The following is a 16,708-nucleotide window of genomic DNA, read 5'->3' as shown; positions in this document are numbered from 1 at the left end:
TTATGCTAAATAAACAGTTTGTAAGAGGGAACAGGGAACAGGGAACAGGGAACAGGGAACAGGGAACAGTGGGAAGAGGCTGTCTTCATAATTTTTGTTAGTTGAAGATTCTAATTTTCCTGTCTTGATGCAGTCGCTCATGGGGGAAACCACGGCAGTCGCTATTGCATCAAGACAATGATGATTTTTAACGACAATAATGGTAAATTTTCTTATACTCCACACCCCACACCCCACACCCCACACCCCACACCTGAGGTCTTTGTTAAAAACCTACCCTTATCAGCTACTCCCTACTCCCTACTCCCTACTCCCTACTCCCTACTCCCTACTCCCTACTCCCTATTCCCTTTGCTGATGAAATCTCAGATAGGTGACTTAAAACAACTTTATGAAACTGAGTACGATCAGTGGTTAACTGAAACAGTTAATCTACTGAAAAATCGTCAATTCTAAGAATTAGATTATGACAACTTAATCGAGGAATTATAAGCCTTGGGAGGCAGCGAAATAAATGCTGTTAAAAGTTTACTATTACAGATAATTATTCATCTACTGCTGTACAAATTTTGGGAATCAGAGAAGGGGAGAAATGCTAATCACTGGGCGGGTAAAATTATTACGTTTCGGGTTCAAATAGAGGATAAACTTACCACTAATTTACGAAATTACTTAGCCGATGAATTACCCAAAATATACCAAAACGCTCTATTGATTGTCCAGAAAAAAACTCAGCTTAAGTCTCTACCAGAAGAATGCCCTTATTCCTTTGGGGAATTACTGGATAAGGATTGGTTTCCCAAGTGATATAGCATTTTTATTTGAGATGTAAACATAAAATTGATAAAAGAAGGGAACAGGGAACAGGGAACAGGGAACAGGGAAGATTGTTAAGATATCCGAAGAGTTTTTGGTGTTATTATAAAGCGATGCAGAGGTGCGACCCGTGGCGAATTTAATTCGCCTACGGAAAACGCACCATTACGGTCTTGGGGGTTCCCCCCATGAGCAACTGCCGTGGTTCCCCCCATGAGCGACTGCATCAAGACACAGGATTGGTTTTCATGAGCTATTTAGAATAGCTATAGCAGTTTCCAATCTTGTTCCTCAACGACGGAACTGACCAAATCCCCCAAAGTTCTACCTTTACCCGCAATCAACCCAGGGGGAGTCCGGCGCAATACTTTTGGTTCAGTATCGGAAAGAATCGTCACAATTACACGAGCTTTGGATACTTTTGGTGCATCTGTCAACCATTGAAGTTGACCATTTTCGATAATGGCTTCATAGCTTTGAAGCATTGTTATTTCCTACTTTAAACGCTAATGTTGGATGGGAATCAAAAGCATTTCTCCATCTTAAATACGGGAATTACCCTCCCGTTATAAACGTTAGTTTTAGCGGGAGGGTAATTCCCGCAGATAAGTAAATTGTTCGCGTAGCGTGGCCTACGGCCAGCGAAAGCGAATCGTTGTTAATTAGCTTGGTATTCATAACCGTCAGCTTTAAATATTGTTTGTAAATACTTTGGATGCACATCAATTTTTCGGCCAGATGTCTGGAGTACAAAGCTTGGACGATAACGAATAGCGATCCGACCTGTATACTGTCCTGCATATTTCCCTTTTTTGATATCAGCTTTGACGATATCTCCTGTCTGAAAACCTTTGAAAAACTTAGCAGAAGGAGCATGATCCTTTGGAAAACCGTATTTATTTAGTCGGCATCTTTGACGAACACCATGACCTTTGGCTGTAACTGTTAGTGGCTTCATTCCGTTTAGTAGTAATTTTTCAGGAGTAGATTTACCCACACAAATAGCATCAGTCCAATGGGTCTTCTCAATACCTCTGGTTTTTCGGTTGAACTTGGTCAAGCCACCAGAACCTGTCTCAACAGGCAGCCCAGTTAGTTTTAGTCTTCTCCATAATTCCCAACGGGTTGCGTTGACGGCTGCTGCATCTTTCAAAGGGGTTTTTGCTTTAGCTAATACCTTTTTGAGAATTTCCGGTTTTTTTCTTAAAAATTTCTCAATCGGGTCATTGCCTTTTTTCTGATTACAGCACCGACAAGCAAGAGTCAAATTACTAACTCGATTACTACCACCTTTTGATTTTGGGATAATGTGCTCAACCTCTAAAGGTGTATCAAGAGCGCCACAGTAAACACAGTTATGCCCCCACTTAACAAGTAGATACTCTTTCACCTCAAACCCAAATAGTTCACCGTGTTGATACTCGTACCCTGACACTTCTGGATTTTGCATTTTTTGAGTATCGAATCGCACTAATTCTTGAGATATTTCGCCTACGGGGCACAGTTTTATTAGTCGTATAACCCAAGTTTCAATATTAAGTACTCGACTCATCAATGATGGAGGTAACCAACCTTCTGGGCGCTTTCGGTTGAGAAAACGAGGCTTACGGTAACGGATCTTTCGACCTCTCCTGCCTCGCCTTAAAGATCGTCTAGACTCCAGAGAATTTTTAATCTGCTGTCCTCTGTGGTTGATTTCTAAGGCATTCGTTACTCGTCCAGTTGATTCTTGGATAATTGCAATGCCGGTTGTTTTTGAACCAGGATCTATTTTGATCCTGTGTGGATGAGTCACAGAATCATCGATAGTCCTGTCCTGCATGATGATAGTAAACGGATAGCGCTTAAAAACTTTGGCTCTTCCCTTTCGGAGTAGTTCTCTAGCCCGTGCTGGTGTACATGGATCCAGAGGTTGCTTGTCTTTATCTAGCACGAAAACTCGCATTACTTTGATCTCTCCACAATGTGGGTAAAGTTTGCCTGTGCAAAGCACACGCTTGCGCGAACGACAATGTTGTAAAAGCTTTTTAGGTTATTACGGTCGATGTCCCCTATTACGGGGAGCACCTCCGCTCCAGAACCGTACGTGAAGGTTTCCCTTCATACGGCTCCTAAGTATCCTCAACCAATAGGCTTGCCTTTCGGCTTGCTCCAATGAATCATCTGGTGACAGCTTTGGTGTACTGCCATTAGGTTCTTATGCTTCCAATTGTCGTGGTTTCCATCGATGTGATGAAGATGTACATATTCGTTGCTTAAGAACTTGTGTCCACAATGTCCACAGGAATGGTTTTGCCTATCCAAAGCTTTGGCGGTAGCACCATCGTATAGTCCGGAGTTCCGCATACTCCAGTAGACTAGGTCTCCGTCATACGGGGACTTAGTTCCTTTGACGTTCACGTGTTGATTTTGTTTGTACCCAACTGCTGGAAAGCCTTTCTTGCATAGTTCCTTGGCTTTACGCCGGTTCATTTTCTTTTCCTTGCGGAATTTACGGTTTGCGGTTTTATTCATGAACCATAAACTATCTCGGGAACTGCTCATGTCGCAGCTTTTATGGTAGTTCCTCCATCCACGTACGATTGGGGCTAATTTTTGAGCTTTTACTTCGGCACCATAATTCGAGCTATTCACCACGGCTTTAATCTTCTTTCGGATATTCCGGTGGTTTTCCACAGAGGGAATGCACCGGAATTTTCCGTTTTTCTGGACTCGAAACTTCCAACCCAGGAAGTCAAATCCGTCTGTCGTTTTGGTTAACTTGGTCTTTTCTTGATTTACTTCTAATCCACGTTGAGTTAAGAAGTTTTTCACTTTTTCTAAAACCTTTTCAGCGTTATCTTTTGGCTTGAGTATAATCACCAGGTCGTCCGCATATCTAATGCTTCTGATGCCTTTGTTGATTTCTTCTATTCCATCAAGTGCAATATTGGCGCTTTTGTGGGCTGACTACTCCTCCCTGGGGTGTGCCTCTTCCTTCATCATAGAATTCCGGATTGATGCCTGCTTTTAGACATCTAAATATCCCCAGTTTCAGACCCGCAGGTGCTAGCAATCTATCCATAATGGAGCTATGGGAGATGCGGTCAAAGCACTTCTTGATATCTAACTCGATTACCCTTTTATTTATGCCATTTCTATCTGATTTTAAATTTAGGAATAATAGCTTTTGTGCGTCTTGGGCACATCTGCCTGTCCTAAACCCGTAGCTGAAGGCACTGAACGTTGCCTCGTGGGCTGGTTCAAGGGCGAATTTTGCTAAACATTGCCATACCCTATCTTGGATTGTCGGTACCTTTAACATTCTCGTGCTCCCGTTTTTCTTGGGTATTGGGATTTCCCTCAACCCTTGGTGCGTCCAGTTTTCCGCACGGTCGCCTAGTCTTTTAAGTACCTCGAACCGTTCTTTGTAGGTTAGGGATTTTTTCCCATCTACTCCGGCTGTTCTTTTTCCTTGATTAAGCTGAGTCACTTGACGGACTGCCAGCAGTTGTGCTGAGCGGGATTTCAGAATTAGTTTTTGTAGAGACCTAGCTTTCCTCAGGTCACCATCTCGAACCGCTTTGTACACTCGCTTCTGTAGGCGGAAAAGATTCCGGCGGAGTTGTTTCCACTTTTGGCTTTTCCATAGGTCACTATATCTTTTTGACATGTGTCTACCCATGCTCTTCATTAGTTTCGTGTATTCTGGATACCCGCCACCAGTTTCCGGTGGCATCTTACCCGACAGTGGGGATTAGGTTTGGCATAACTTACTGAGGTTCGACTACTCCTCAGACCCAATATGCTGTCGTTTTTACTCGTTCCGTCTGTCAGATTGTTTTGGGGATTTAGGGCAGTCCGGAGATGAAACCTTAGAATAGTGGAGCCTTACTACAAAATTTTTAACCCTTTTTCCCATAACCCTCTAACTATAAAGGCTCCACTATTCTTGCGGTAACTTCGTTCCCAATTTGCCTATCCTTTTCTCAGAGATTACAGCTATCGTTGTTAGAACGCTGTGAGAATAAAATGATAAAGTCGCACATTTTGTTTCAGATTGTGGCTTGGAAGTTAGACATTTTTCTAGGACTACTTTACCCATGTCGCCTCCCCATTAGCGCCAGTGTTACCTATCTGCTTCGGTTCTGATTGCGCCCTGGTGCCAGCGTCACTCTGCGGAGTTGCCGCCCGCTCGGTGTGGCCAAGGTAGGGAGTCACTTATCTCTTAAAGGGCAGGGTTTTCACCTGCATCCGACGAACAGTTAGAACTTTTGAGGGATAGTCCTCGCGAGTCCCCCTAGTCATACCCCTCCAGTTTCTGGAGGCTCCTCCTAGGAACGAGCCGCACAGCAACACTTCCTTAACTCACTACAGATGTTTAATTGCTAACAACAGAGCTGAAGACTGGCACGCATCTACAGGTGTTATAACTCAAACAACGTAGACCATTAGAACGGTCTTAGTCTGGTCAACTATGAGCTTTTAACAAGCTCCCGCTATAGTCTCACAAGACTTAGCGGTGAGTTGTTGACCTCCAAAATTAGCATGAAAAATACTCGGGAGGAGCAATTGCAAGGATATTCCAAACTATAGCGTTTTCTATCCTAATGAGGTACACAAGATTTTTTCTGTGTTCCCTGTTCCCTGTTCCCTGTTCCCTGTTCCCTGCTCCGCTGTTCCCTGCTCCCTATTCCCTGCTCCCTAAAACCAAGGTACCCGATCGGGTACTGCTAATAGTCTGACTGAGGAGGCACACTAGGAGTAGTAAGTTTGAAGGGAGTATACCATTAGTGAGATTTCAGGCAACTTTCTGCGCAGCTACTGCATCATATACCATCAGGATTAGGAATAATGTTACGTTTTGTTGCAGTGAAGGGTTAGTATACAGTTAAAAAAAGTGTCACATAGTCTATCAAAGAATTCCAGTATTTGGTAGACTTAAATGATGGCACTAATACCACGACCTAAGGCGGTCGAACTTACGGGACTCTCCAGGAACACTCTACGGAAGTATGCAGATAATGGCACGATCAAATACGAGCGAACCCCAAGCGGCTACCGGCTCTTTGACACAGCTAGTCTCCTTAGCCTTGGAAAATGCACAGGAGTTGAGCAAGCTACAATCTGCTACTGCCTCCTCAGCAGTAACAAACAAAAAGACGACCTCGCCAGACAAGTCGCATACATGCATTCCCTCTTCCCGGAAGCGGAAATCATCAAAGACATCGGCTGTTGACTCAACTATAAAAGAACAGGTCTTCGAGCCATATTGGGACGACTTATGCGCTGTGATCAGCTCACGATTGTTGTTGCCTGTAGAGACTGACTTACCCGATTTGGGTTTGAACTCTTTGAGTACTTGGTCAGTCTCAACGGTGGAAAAATCTTGGTTCTCGACCAACCTGAAAGTTGCCCAGAATCAGAGCTTACCGCAGATCTTCTCTGAATCATTCACGTCTTCTCATGCCGTGGACACGGACTCAGAAAATACGGCCAAAAAATCAAAGAAGATTCGAGTGTTCCTAAACCCTGAACAGCGGTTGATGGTTCGTCAGTGGTTTGGAGTGTCCCGTTACGTTTTCAATAAAACCATCAAAATACTTGTCAAAGGCGAAACCAAAGCTAACTGGTTTGCCATCAAGACTAGTATCTTGAATGACCTCCCTGAGTGGTGCAAAGCAGTACCTTATCAAATCAAATCTATAGCGATAAAGGATGCCTGTACCGCCGTTAGGGAGGCTAAGAAAAAGTATAATTTGACTGGACAAATTAATCGTGTTCGATTTCGTTCCCGTAAGAATCCTGTTCAGTCCTGCTATATTCCAAAGTCGGCTGTCTCGGTAAAAGGAATCTATCACACAAAGTTAGGTGAATTGAGCCTTGCCGAGACACTCCCTGATAACATTTGTGATTGTCGATTAACCAGCACCAACGGGGATTATTACTTAATAGTCCCCTACAAAACAGCTCACGTTAAAGCCGAAAACCAAGGTAGAGTAGTTGCTTTAGATCCCGGTGTTAGGACTTTTTTGACATTTTTCAGTCAAACTTCAATCGGAAAAATAGGGCATGGTGACTTTTCTCGGATTCAAAGGCTTTGCCAACACCTAGATAATCTGATTTCAAAGATCAGCAAGACTAAGGGTAAGCCAAAATATCGAATGAGAAAAGCGGCCAGACGGATAATAATCAAAATCCAGAACTTGATCAACGAGTTACATCATAAGGCTGCCAGATTCCTAGTTGACAATTTCGATGTAATATTGCTTCCAACATTTGAAACTTCTCAGATGTCCAAAAAGCCGAATCGCAAGCTTAGATCTAAAACCGTTCGTAACATGCTTTCTTTTGCTCATTATCGGTTTAAAGAGTTCCTGAAACATAAAGCAACAGAAAACGGTAAAGTTGTTGTCGATGTCTGCGAAGCTTATACCAGTAAGACCGTTAGCTGGACTGGCGAATTAATCAATATTGGTGGCAGTAAAACTATCAAATCAAAGATTGATGGTCAAGTGATGGATCGTGATATTAATGGCGCTCGCGGGATATTCCTGAGGGCTTTGGGAGATACCCCCTGGCTGAGAAATCAGCTTGCATTGGCGGGCTAAGGTCTACTTTGGTAGACTTTGGTAGCTAAAAAGTATCGGAAAATGTCAATTGCATAATGTGTAACTATTAAGCCGATAAATTATATAGAGGCTATATATCCGTTTGCAGCGTAAATTGGTCAGCTATGTCGATCTGGCAGTTATCGGGGTGCAATCTGACAATAGTCAATTTGTCTACCGGGGGGAATTTTAATGACAGTGAATTTCAGCAGATTTTTCCGGGTCTGTAATCCCAGTAAAACCCTGAATCTGGGTAGGGCTGAAGACCAACAATATTACATTGATTTTTCCAAGGTGCGGGGCAGCAATATTATTCGAGAACTCAGACGCACCATTACCTTCTCAGAAGACGAGCCGACCTGTCAGTTGTTTACGGGACACATGGGCTGTGGCAAGTCTACCGAGTTATCGCGATTGAAACGGGAATTAGAACAACAGGGATATCATGTCGTTTATTTTGAGTCCTCTAATGACTTGGACCTGGCCGATGTAGAGATCAGTGATATTTTGCTGACCATTGCTCGTCAGGTGATTCAAAGTCTGGAGGAAGCTAAAATTAGACTCCAACCCACCCGCTTCCAAGGGTTAGTGCAAGGGGCGGCTAAGTTGTTAAACTCCGAGGTGACCGGGTTTAAATTCAAAGTTCCTGAGTTTCAGGCCGGTGGTGTAGGGGTTAACATACCTGATGAGATTGGCTTCAGCTCACAAGAGGGGGAGTATTCCCTAGCCTTTGGGATTGGGGAAATTACTACGAAAGCTAAGAATTCTAAGGACATTCGCTCCCTATTGCGACAACATCTAGAGCCACGGGTCAACAATATTGTAGAAGCGATTAATACAGAACTGATTGAACCAGCTCAACAGCAGCTGCAACAGCAGGGTAAAGCTGGACTAGTGGTGATTGTGGATAATCTTGACCGGATCCATAATAAACCTAAGTCAGGGCAACGGAATCAGCCAGAATATTTGTTTGTAGACCAGGGGGAGTATCTTAATCAACTCAAATGCCATGTGGTCTACACCATTCCCTTGATTTTGGCATTTTCCAATGACCAAGAAAACCTCAGGAATCGGTTTGGTTGTGAGCACCTACTGTTACCGATGGTACAGGTACAAGAACCAGATGGTAGTCCCAGTGATGCCGGAATTGCTTTGCTGCGACAGATGGTCTTAGCTAGAGCGTTTCCAGATGTGGAGCCAGAGCAGCGGCTCAGTTTAATTACAAAAGTGTTTGATAGCCCACAGACATTGGATCGGCTGTGTCTAGTTAGTGGGGGTCATGTCAGAAATTTGCTGGTGCTGCTCCGTAACTGCCTCAGGAAAGACGAGCCGCCTTTATCTCGTAACTTGGTAGACAGTGTGATTAGTCAGCGTCGCAATGAATTGAGTAGGGCAATTACACCGGATGAGTGGCAATTGCTCAGACATGTGGCTGAACACAAAACTGTCAGGGGTGAGGAGGAATACCAAATCCTGTTGAAGAGTTTGTTTGTGTTTGAGTATTGTAATGGTCACGGATGTTGGTATGATATCAATCCGGTGTTAGCTGATGCCAAGGAGTTGAATGGAAGCTCAATCTAATATAAGCATTCAGCCGTCAGCTGTCAGCTATAGCAAAGGGAACAGGGAACAGGGAACAGGGAACAGGGAACAGGGAACAGGGAACAGGGAACAGGGAACAGGGAACAGGGAACAGGGAACAGAGAGTCAGCTATCAGCTATCAGCTATCAGCTATCAGCCACTCCCTGTCCGGTTCGAAGGCGTGAATCAAGTGATAAAAATTATCATGATAATGAGGTACATAGTTTGTTTACTACTCCCTCCCTTACGCGCGCCCGTTTTCTCTACTAGACCTCTTGCAAAAATAACTAAGCAATCATTTTGGATAGCTTCTAAGTCAATTTTGACACCTATTCCCTATTCCCTATTCCCTATTCCCTGACTTCTGCAAGAAGTCTACTAAACAAAGTCTTACCAATACTCCCTGCTCCCTACTCCCTGCTCCCTACTCCCTAAAATTTACCTCACCCAATTGATAAATACTATAACTATAGCGCTTTTTACCCTAATGAGGTACACAGGATTTTTTACCTCTTGCCTCTTGCCTCTTGCCTCTTGCCTCTTGCCTCTTGCCTCTTCTGTGTTCCCTACTCCCTACTCCCTACTCCCTACTCCCTACTCCCTAAAATTTACCTCACCCAATTAAAAACCGCTATTCTAATGCTAGAGACAACCGTAAATCAAAACCAAGATTCCTTGAGAGAACTAATCCGACTGATTACTTTTTCTCAGGGAGAATTTTCCTTGATTTTAGCGGTTGGTAACTATGGGGTATTGAGGACACAAATTATTGAGCAGTTGCAGGAGCAATGTTCTATTCCGATCAGGGAGCTGGTCTTAGAGCAATCGGTTAAAACTCTCTATACCACTATTGTGGAAGAGCTAGGTCCGGAACAGCCGGAGGCGTTGATGGTATCTGGGATAGACTCAGTAAGTTGCATTGAGGAAGTGCTGACAGCAACTAACCAGATCCGGGAAGAGTTTCGGAACTTTCGGTTTCCACTGGTGTTGTGGGTGACGGATAAGTTGCTGCAAATGCTAATTCGGTCAGTGCCAGATTTCCACAGTTGGTCAAGCTGTGTTGATTTTGTGATTAGCAGCGGTCAATTAATTCAGTTTATTGAGCAAACCACTGATCAAGTGTTTGCCAAGGTGGTAGCATGCCGTGAAACTGAGTTTTTGCACAGTAGTACTCTGAATTTAAACAAAGGCTCTGCATTTTATGTGGAATTAGAGTCAGCACGACAGGACCTGGAAAAGCGGGGAGTGGCCTTAGCACCTGAGTTAGAAGCAAGTTTGGAATTTGTGCTTGGTCGAGTGGCTGATAATTGTCAAGAAGAGTCTCGACAGCATTATGAGCGCAGTGTAGCTCTGTGGAAACAAACCGATAACCTGGAACGCCGTGGACATGTACTATTCTGTTTAGGCTTGTGGTGGGTTGGTTATGCACAGTGGCATCAAGCTGAGAAGGAACAAGCTTGTGAACAAGCAAAAGCTTGTTTTCAGGAATCTGTTGAGGTTCTTGAGCAGGCTAACCTCCCAGACTTAGCTGCCAAATATATTAATTTTTGGGGAGAGGCACTTCAGCACCAGTCAGATTGGGAGCAGTTAGAGAAAGTGGCCAACAAAGCCTTGGCGCTCCATCAAACCTATTCTGATCCTTTCAGAATGGCACGAGCTTATGGCTTTTTGGCTGAGGTAGCCGTAGCTAAATCCGCCTGGACTAAAGGGCAAGAGTATTCCAAACAAGCGCTTTTTCTGCAATCAACGGCATCAGCTAATATAGTCAATCCCTCACCAGAACAACAAACTTTCTTAGACTGGGACAAGTCTTTTGCCAAGGGTTGGTATTTATTTTCCTTGGGGCGAGCACTGCTTGGGACTATGGGGACGCAAAATCATCTTAGTCAATGTAGGGCTGTGCGGACGCAAAAACATGTTGGTCAATTACAAGCAGCACTTCATAACTTGGAAACCGCTAGAGCAGAAACCAAACCCCACTATGATCCAGAACTTTATATTGGTATCTTGAGGGAATTACACCAGGCCTATTGCGAACAAAGGGACTATCTCAGGGCCTTTGAGATTAAACAAGACCAACAGGGGATTGAGAGCCGGTTTGGGTTTCGGGCATTCATTGGTGCCGGTCGATTGCAGCCTAAGCAGCAGGCAAATAACCCAGTTTTAGCAACGGTTGAGTGTTCAGAAAGGATAGCGCCAGAAATTGCGGCTTCTGGCAGGGAAGACCATGTTAATCGCCTGATTGAGCGCATGGAACAGGAGCGCTCTAGACTAACTGTGATTCATGGACAGTCCGGGGCGGGGAAAAGTTCGATGATTGAGGCGGGATTAATACCAGCATTAGAACGCAAAACCATTAATACCCGTCGGGTATTACCGGTTTTGCAGCGAGTTTATAGGAATTGGATTCAAGCACTAGGCGAATCGTTAACAAATACTCTGGTGGAGAGACTAAATGTAGCATCTGTGCCTACTAACCTTGATTCAAGCGCCCTCATTCTTAAGCAGTTGCGCAAAAATGCTAGGCAAAATTTGCTTACTGTTTTAATTTTTGACCAGTTTGAAGAGTTTTTATCAGTTTGCTCAAACCCCAACCAGAGGCGAGGTTTTTATGAGTTTTTGCGAGACTGTCTGAATATTCCTTATGTGAAGGTAATCTTGTCTATGCGAGACGATTATTTACATTTGCTGTTGGAATTTAAGAAGTTCAAAATCGATTTAGAGGTTATTAATAACAATATTTTAGATAAGAGGATTCTGTTTGACTTGGGGAATCTGACCCCACCAGATGCCAAATTATATCTTGAAGGCTTAAGGGAACAAGCTCAGTTTCCCCTAGAGCAAGCACTGATTGATAAATTAGTGGAGGATTTAGGGAAAGAATTAGGGGAAATTCGACCAATTGAGTTGCAAGTGGTAGGGGCGCAACTGGAACGAAAAAAAATTACCACCCTACAACAGTATCAACACCTAGGAGATCACCCAAAAGCTGAATTAGTCAACCAATACTTAGAAGAAGTAGTGGCAGCCTGTGGTGCTGAGAACAAACGGGTTGCTGAATTACTGTTGTACTTGCTAACGGATGAAAACAACACCCGCCCCCTCAAAACTCGCCATGATTTGGAAAAAGAATTAAAAGCCTTAGCGGCTGATGTAGACACAGAGCTAGAACGATTAGATTTAGTGTTGGAAATTTTTGTAAAATCTGGCTTAGTGCTGCTGTTGCCAGAGATTGATAGCGATCGCTATCAATTAGTCCATGATTATCTGGTCGATTTCATTCGACAACGAAAAGGGGCTGACATCATAGCAGAACTTAAAGCTGACATCAGAGCAGAACTTGAAAAAGAACGAGCAGAACTTGAAAAAGAGCGAGAGGCGCGACGGCTTCAGAAGCAAGAAGCACAACAACGGCTTCGGAAATCGTTGCTGACCGGGTTAGGGGGATTTAGCGTGGTGATGACTATACTAGCGGTGATTGCAATCGGGCTGTGGCAATCGGCACAATTTAACAAAAGACAGGCAAAGCTTGCTAAACTAAACGCTGACTATCAGCTCTCTTTTCTGGAAAAAAATCAGCTTGATGCCCTTTTAAGCAGCATCAAGGTAGGTAAAAAAATAAACCATAAAATAGCCAAAACAGACATTGAAAAAGAGACTTTATATAACCTCTGGCAAACAGTCCACTTAACCCAAGAACGCAATCGTTTAGAGGGACATAAAGGTAGTGTCTTGAGTGTCAGTGTGAGTCCTGATAATCAACTCATTGCCTCAGCTAGCTCTGATCAAACCATCAAACTGTGGAGTCGTGATGGCCAATTCATTAAAGACTTAGAAGGACATGATGATGGACATGATGATATAGTGTGGTGCGTCAGTTTCAGCCCTGATAATCAAATAATTGCCTCTGCCAGTAAAGACCAAACCGTTAAACTCTGGCATAGCGATGGCACCTTAAACACCTTGAAAGGACATGAGGAGGGGGTGAAGTGGGTAAGTTTTAGCCCGGATGGCCAGACCATTGCGTCAGCCAGTGGTGATCAAACAGTTAAACTCTGGAACCGTGATGGGACTTTGATCAAAACCTTAAGAGGACATCAGGATGCTGTTTTGAGCGTTAGTTTTAGCAATGACGGAGAGTTAATTGCTTCCGCCAGTAAAGACAAAACGGTCAAACTCTGGAGCCGTGATGGAAGGTTAATTAAAACCTTGAGGGGACATGAGCAGCCTGTTTGGAGTGTAATTTTCAGTCCCAATAGTCAGACCATTGCTTCAGCTAGTGATGATCAAACCATGAAACTTTGGAACCGTGATGGAAGGTTAGAGAAAACCTTAGAAGGACATGATGATGCGATCAACAGCGTCAGCTTTAGTCCTGATGGTGAGTGGATTGCCTCAGGGAGTAGTGACGGAAAAATCAAACTCTGGACTAGCAATGGTACACCAATTTCAACCCTTCCTGGTCATCAAAATACTATCAATCAGGTTAGTTTCACTCCTGACGGTAAGATGCTAGCCTCAGCCAGTGTTGATTTCACTGTCAAACTTTGGAGTCTTGACCAAATCTTGCCTAAGGTTTTCCAACCTACCTATACAGTCTATGGTTATGGTGCTAGTTTTAGCCCGGATGGTGAGATAATTGCTTCTGCTAGTCGAGATGATAACACGGTCAAACTCTGGAACCCCAAGAAGCAGATTAGGGAACTCACCCTCAAGGGACATCAGGATTTTGTGAAGGGGGTTGATTTCAGCCCCGATGGTCAGTTAATTGCCACCGCCAGTGATGACAGGACGGTGAAACTCTGGAATCGCCAGGGAAAACTGCTGCGTACTCTAGAGAGGCATAGGGATCCAGTTTATAGCGTTAGTTTCAGTCCTGATAGTCAAATCATTGCCTCAGCTAGTAAGGATAAGACAGTGAAACTCTGGACCAGGGAAGGGAAACTGCTACGTACTCTAGCGGAACATACAGATGCCATTAATCGCGTCAGTTTTAGTCCCGATGGTCAGTTAATTGCCTCTGCCAGTGATGACAAGACGGTGAAACTCTGGAAGCAGGACGGAACTCTAATTACTACCCTTCCTGGGCCTAGCAAGTTGTCCTCCGTTAGTTTCAGCCCCGATGGTAAGCGGATTGTGGCAGGTGCTGCTGGTGGTTTTATCGTAATCTGGAGTCGTGAAGACATCTCCTGGCAGGAATTCCAGTCTAAAAGAGTAGTAGGGCATAGAAAAGCTGTTTATGATGTAAGTTTCCACCCCGATCGAGATATTATTGCTTCTGCTAGTGAAGACGGCACAGTTAAACTATGGGACCCCAATGGAATTTTAATCGGAACCTTAACCGAGGGTTCTGAAGCTGTGGAGTCTGTGAATTTCAGTCCAGACGGTGAAACCCTAGTCTCGATTAACGCAGCGAATCGGGTGAGTATTTGGAATTTAGATTACAGTCAATTAAAGGATGTGAATTCCCTACTGAAGCGTGCTTGTGATCAAATCGGTAATTATCTGAACAATAATCCGAACGTGAACCAAGAAGACAGAAAACTCTGTGAGGGAATTGAGGAGCAAGAGTAAATTAGCTGGAATATATAGCAGTTCTGATAGTAATGAGGTACAAAAGATTTTTTCCCGACTCCCGACTCCCGACTCCCATTAACCCACAACTTGTGTAACTCACCCAATTAAGAACTGCTATATATGATCAATCTCTAGCTGAAGCGGACTCTACTAAATTCCCGATTGTGGCATGTCGCGGCGTGGCGGTCTAGGATCTGGATCTTGAGGCTCTCTCGCGCCAGCAGCGGTATCAAATAGACTGTATTTAAGGAATGAAACATCCTCCAATAGACTATTCTCACTAGAGTCAGGTTCGGTGGTTAAGTTCCAGGAAGCTGTCTCCATAGCCAAAACCTGAGTAGCAGTGATTGTAGATATTGCTGTCATCCCTAGTAGGGAGAGAATTTTATAAAATTTCATAAGTTGACTCCGTGGGTTCTCTGCTAATTCCAACTCTACTCATATATACATTTTTCCCAGATTGATGGCTCAGATCAGGATATTTCCCAGATTGATGGCTCAGATCAGGATATTTTGTGAGCGTAGAATATCGTAGCTTTAGCGGTTTAGACGAATCTGCGGAGGGAAAGTTCCCCATGAAGAATGTAGAATGAAGAATGAAGAATGAAGAATGAAGAATGAAGAATGAAGAATGAAGAATTAAGAATGAAGAATTAAGAATTAAGAATGAAGAATTGAGAATTAAGAATGAAGAATTGAGAATGAAGAATTGAGAATTAAGAATTTAGAAGTATGGCTGCTGGCTGCTGGCTGCTGGCTTTTGGCGTAAGCATTCAGCTATCAGCTATCAGCGTGTCGCGTATCAGCTATCAGCTAATGCACTACTTGAGGTGCTACTTGAGGTGCTATCAGCCAATGGCTGACGGCTGACGGCTGACGGCTGAATGCTTACCTTTTGGCTTCTGGCTTCTGGCTTCTGGCTTCTGGCTTCTGGCTTCTGGCTTCTACCTCCTACATTCATTCTACATTATCCATCCTTAATTGTCCCTTCTTAATTGTCCCTTCTTAATTCTCCATTCTACATTCTTAATTCTACATTCTTAATTCTCCTATCAGCTATCAGTTATCAGTTATCAGCTATCAGCTATCAGCTTTTGAAGAAAACAGCTAAGGATTAGTTTAATTTGAGGAAAGTCTTTTCAAGAAAACAGGTAAGGATTAATTTAATAGTCACGAAAGAGGTTGATTTTAAGCTGACCACTGACCGCTGACCGCTGTTCGCGTAGCGTGCGCGTAGCGCATATGCTTACCTCAATTCTCCATTCTACATTCTCCATTCTACATTCTTAATTCTCCATTCTTAATTCTACATTCTTAATTCTCCATTCTACATTCTAAGAACGTTTTACTTTCGAGCAGAGCTGATTTAATAACTCCTTTGGAATTGCTTCGAAATTTTCTAAGAGAAAATCCATTAAGGCCAGATGATGCAAGGAATCGGAGGAGGGAGTTTTATAGCGAGGACCTTGGGCCAGCCAGGAGTTTACAGCGTAACTTGAGCGGCAGCAGATGTTACCGATGTCTTCTTGGTTAACTTGCCATTTTCGGTAAAACTCCTGGGGGGTCATGGATAGTCGGCAGTAGCTGTATAGGTAGATCAAGATTTCTTCTCGCTCGGTGATGGGATGAGGATAGGCATGTTCCCGTGTGGATTGGCTCCTGGCAATTTGGGCAAGGCGGTCTAGGGCTCGCTGGCAGTGAATCAGATGATTCAGATGATCATTTGAGGGTTTTTTTGGCATCATGGAATTACCTCACACATAGTTTGTGACTGAGGACATAAGCCGCGCTTCTTGGTTGACGTGTAAAGCGCGGCTTTTTGTCCAGAAATATTATCGAAATATCGGACATTTTTATTATTACTAATATCTCGGGAAATGTCAAGGGGTATTTTTTAAATTTGCAACATTTTTTTACAAAGTTAAAAAATTGAGTAGTTTGGGGGTTGATCTAGAGATAAAATCAATTTTGTAAGGTAATTTTGGAGTAGGGAGTAGGGAGTAGGGAGTAGGGAGTAGGGAGTAGGGAGTAGGGATAATAATGTGGGTATAGGGGGGATATTTTAAAAGTATTTTGATTGAAATTTTGCGATTGAATGTGATAAAATAAGCAGGAATAGTAACTAGGCAATTCAAGTATTGAT

At 43.5% G+C, this 16,708-nt stretch carries 18 protein-coding genes and 1 pseudogene; 9 read left to right on the top strand and 10 right to left on the bottom strand.

Features of this window, described 5'->3' with window-relative positions:
• Positions 1-141, bottom strand: coding sequence for a hypothetical protein (locus F6J90_RS09570; RefSeq protein ID WP_293092428.1), 141 nt, complete (start codon positions 139-141; stop codon positions 1-3).
• A gap of 36 nt (positions 142-177) precedes the next feature.
• Between F6J90_RS09570 and F6J90_RS09565 the strand changes: the two genes are divergently transcribed.
• Positions 178-456, top strand: coding sequence for a hypothetical protein (locus tag F6J90_RS09565; protein ID WP_293092426.1), 279 nt, complete (start codon positions 178-180; stop codon positions 454-456).
• A gap of 39 nt (positions 457-495) precedes the next feature.
• Positions 496-807, top strand: coding sequence for a DUF29 domain-containing protein (locus F6J90_RS09560; protein ID WP_293092424.1), 312 nt, complete (start codon positions 496-498; stop codon positions 805-807).
• Between the two features lie 83 nt (positions 808-890).
• Here F6J90_RS09560 and F6J90_RS09555 read toward each other — a convergent pair whose 3' ends face one another.
• The 5 genes from F6J90_RS09555 to F6J90_RS43515 all read right to left on the bottom strand — a co-directional run bounded on the left by F6J90_RS09555 (position 891) and on the right by F6J90_RS43515 (position 4,468).
• A complete protein-coding gene (locus F6J90_RS09555; protein ID WP_293092423.1) occupies positions 891-1,031 on the bottom strand; it encodes a hypothetical protein in 141 nt (46 codons plus the stop codon).
• A gap of 51 nt (positions 1,032-1,082) precedes the next feature.
• Complete coding sequence (locus F6J90_RS09550; RefSeq protein WP_293092422.1) at positions 1,083-1,301, bottom strand: hypothetical protein; 219 nt, start codon at positions 1,299-1,301, stop codon at positions 1,083-1,085.
• Between the two features lie 173 nt (positions 1,302-1,474).
• Entirely contained in the window at positions 1,475-2,761 is a 1,287-nt protein-coding gene (gene iscB, locus F6J90_RS09545; RefSeq protein ID WP_293092421.1) for an RNA-guided endonuclease IscB, read from the bottom strand.
• 176 nt (positions 2,762-2,937) lie between these two features.
• Positions 2,938-3,699 (bottom strand): reverse transcriptase domain-containing protein, encoded by a 762-nt coding sequence (locus F6J90_RS43520; RefSeq protein WP_366513715.1) that lies wholly within the window; start codon positions 3,697-3,699, stop codon positions 2,938-2,940.
• A 34-nt stretch (positions 3,700-3,733) separates the two neighbouring features.
• Complete coding sequence (locus F6J90_RS43515; protein WP_366513677.1) at positions 3,734-4,468, bottom strand: reverse transcriptase N-terminal domain-containing protein; 735 nt, start codon at positions 4,466-4,468, stop codon at positions 3,734-3,736.
• 937 nt (positions 4,469-5,405) lie between these two features.
• On the opposite strand from F6J90_RS43515, the gene F6J90_RS09535 reads away from it, so the two are divergent.
• The 7 genes and pseudogenes from F6J90_RS09535 to F6J90_RS43510 all read left to right on the top strand — a co-directional run bounded on the left by F6J90_RS09535 (position 5,406) and on the right by F6J90_RS43510 (position 14,562).
• Positions 5,406-5,540 carry a hypothetical protein gene (locus F6J90_RS09535; RefSeq protein WP_293092420.1) on the top strand — a complete coding sequence of 45 codons (135 nt, stop codon included), beginning with the start codon at positions 5,406-5,408 and terminating at the stop codon, positions 5,538-5,540.
• Between the two features lie 200 nt (positions 5,541-5,740).
• Positions 5,741-5,821, top strand: a pseudogene (locus F6J90_RS09530) (IS607 family transposase); the annotation flags it as partial.
• Complete coding sequence (locus F6J90_RS09525) at positions 5,820-7,406, top strand: transposase (RefSeq protein ID WP_293092419.1); 1,587 nt, start codon at positions 5,820-5,822, stop codon at positions 7,404-7,406. The pseudogene F6J90_RS09530 and the gene F6J90_RS09525, both read left to right, overlap by 2 nt.
• Before the next feature lie 192 nt (positions 7,407-7,598).
• Positions 7,599-8,987: an ATP-binding protein gene (locus F6J90_RS09520; protein ID WP_293092417.1), complete on the top strand. Its 1,389-nt coding sequence runs from the start codon at positions 7,599-7,601 to the stop codon at positions 8,985-8,987.
• Entirely contained in the window at positions 8,971-9,258 is a 288-nt protein-coding gene (locus tag F6J90_RS09515; protein WP_293092415.1) for a hypothetical protein, read from the top strand. The genes F6J90_RS09520 and F6J90_RS09515 overlap by 17 nt, the downstream gene beginning before the upstream one ends.
• A 217-nt stretch (positions 9,259-9,475) precedes the next feature.
• On the top strand, positions 9,476-9,613 hold the full coding sequence (locus F6J90_RS09510) for a hypothetical protein (RefSeq protein ID WP_293092413.1): 138 nt from the start codon (positions 9,476-9,478) through the stop codon (positions 9,611-9,613).
• Between the two features lie 14 nt (positions 9,614-9,627).
• Positions 9,628-14,562: a sugar-binding protein gene (locus F6J90_RS43510; RefSeq protein WP_366513756.1), complete on the top strand. Its 4,935-nt coding sequence runs from the start codon at positions 9,628-9,630 to the stop codon at positions 14,560-14,562.
• A gap of 153 nt (positions 14,563-14,715) precedes the next feature.
• On the opposite strand, the gene F6J90_RS09500 is transcribed toward F6J90_RS43510, so the two are convergent.
• From F6J90_RS09500 to F6J90_RS09485, 4 genes are all read right to left on the bottom strand, one after another.
• Complete coding sequence (locus F6J90_RS09500) at positions 14,716-14,964, bottom strand: hypothetical protein (RefSeq protein ID WP_293092411.1); 249 nt, start codon at positions 14,962-14,964, stop codon at positions 14,716-14,718.
• 403 nt (positions 14,965-15,367) lie between these two features.
• Entirely contained in the window at positions 15,368-15,526 is a 159-nt protein-coding gene (locus F6J90_RS09495) for a hypothetical protein (RefSeq protein WP_293092409.1), read from the bottom strand.
• 373 nt (positions 15,527-15,899) lie between these two features.
• Entirely contained in the window at positions 15,900-16,310 is a 411-nt protein-coding gene (locus F6J90_RS09490) for a hypothetical protein (protein ID WP_366513736.1), read from the bottom strand.
• A gap of 168 nt (positions 16,311-16,478) precedes the next feature.
• On the bottom strand, positions 16,479-16,700 hold the full coding sequence (locus tag F6J90_RS09485; protein WP_293092407.1) for a hypothetical protein: 222 nt from the start codon (positions 16,698-16,700) through the stop codon (positions 16,479-16,481).
• Positions 16,701-16,708: the final 8 nt, after the last annotated feature.

Source organism: Moorena sp. SIOASIH, from assembly GCF_010671925.1.
Lineage (GTDB): Bacteria > Cyanobacteriota > Cyanobacteriia > Cyanobacteriales > Coleofasciculaceae > Moorena.
This window is presented reverse-complemented; position numbering and strand designations above follow the sequence as displayed.

Excerpts from the sequence above, each read along its gene's own strand:
- F6J90_RS09525 (WP_293092419.1), top strand. The coding sequence starts at position 5,820 with ATGGCACGATCAAATACGAGCGAACCCCAAGCGGCTACCGGCTCTTTG.
- F6J90_RS09495 (WP_293092409.1), bottom strand. The coding sequence starts at position 15,526 with ATGAATGTAGGAGGTAGAAGCCAGAAGCCAGAAGCCAGAAGCCAGAAG.
- iscB (WP_293092421.1), bottom strand. The coding sequence starts at position 2,761 with ATGCGAGTTTTCGTGCTAGATAAAGACAAGCAACCTCTGGATCCATGT.
- F6J90_RS09520 (WP_293092417.1), top strand. The coding sequence starts at position 7,599 with ATGACAGTGAATTTCAGCAGATTTTTCCGGGTCTGTAATCCCAGTAAA.
- F6J90_RS09500 (WP_293092411.1), bottom strand. The coding sequence starts at position 14,964 with ATGAAATTTTATAAAATTCTCTCCCTACTAGGGATGACAGCAATATCT.
- F6J90_RS09555 (WP_293092423.1), bottom strand. The coding sequence starts at position 1,031 with ATGGGGGGAACCACGGCAGTTGCTCATGGGGGGAACCCCCAAGACCGT.
- F6J90_RS09565 (WP_293092426.1), top strand. The coding sequence starts at position 178 with ATGATGATTTTTAACGACAATAATGGTAAATTTTCTTATACTCCACAC.
- F6J90_RS09550 (WP_293092422.1), bottom strand. The coding sequence starts at position 1,301 with ATGCTTCAAAGCTATGAAGCCATTATCGAAAATGGTCAACTTCAATGG.
- F6J90_RS09510 (WP_293092413.1), top strand. The coding sequence starts at position 9,476 with ATGAGGTACACAGGATTTTTTACCTCTTGCCTCTTGCCTCTTGCCTCT.
- F6J90_RS09570 (WP_293092428.1), bottom strand. The coding sequence starts at position 141 with ATGAGCGACTGCATCAAGACAGGAAAATTAGAATCTTCAACTAACAAA.
- F6J90_RS09490 (WP_366513736.1), bottom strand. The coding sequence starts at position 16,310 with ATGATGCCAAAAAAACCCTCAAATGATCATCTGAATCATCTGATTCAC.
- F6J90_RS09535 (WP_293092420.1), top strand. The coding sequence starts at position 5,406 with ATGAGGTACACAAGATTTTTTCTGTGTTCCCTGTTCCCTGTTCCCTGT.
- F6J90_RS43510 (WP_366513756.1), top strand. The coding sequence starts at position 9,628 with ATGCTAGAGACAACCGTAAATCAAAACCAAGATTCCTTGAGAGAACTA.
- F6J90_RS09515 (WP_293092415.1), top strand. The coding sequence starts at position 8,971 with ATGGAAGCTCAATCTAATATAAGCATTCAGCCGTCAGCTGTCAGCTAT.
- F6J90_RS43515 (WP_366513677.1), bottom strand. The coding sequence starts at position 4,468 with ATGTCAAAAAGATATAGTGACCTATGGAAAAGCCAAAAGTGGAAACAA.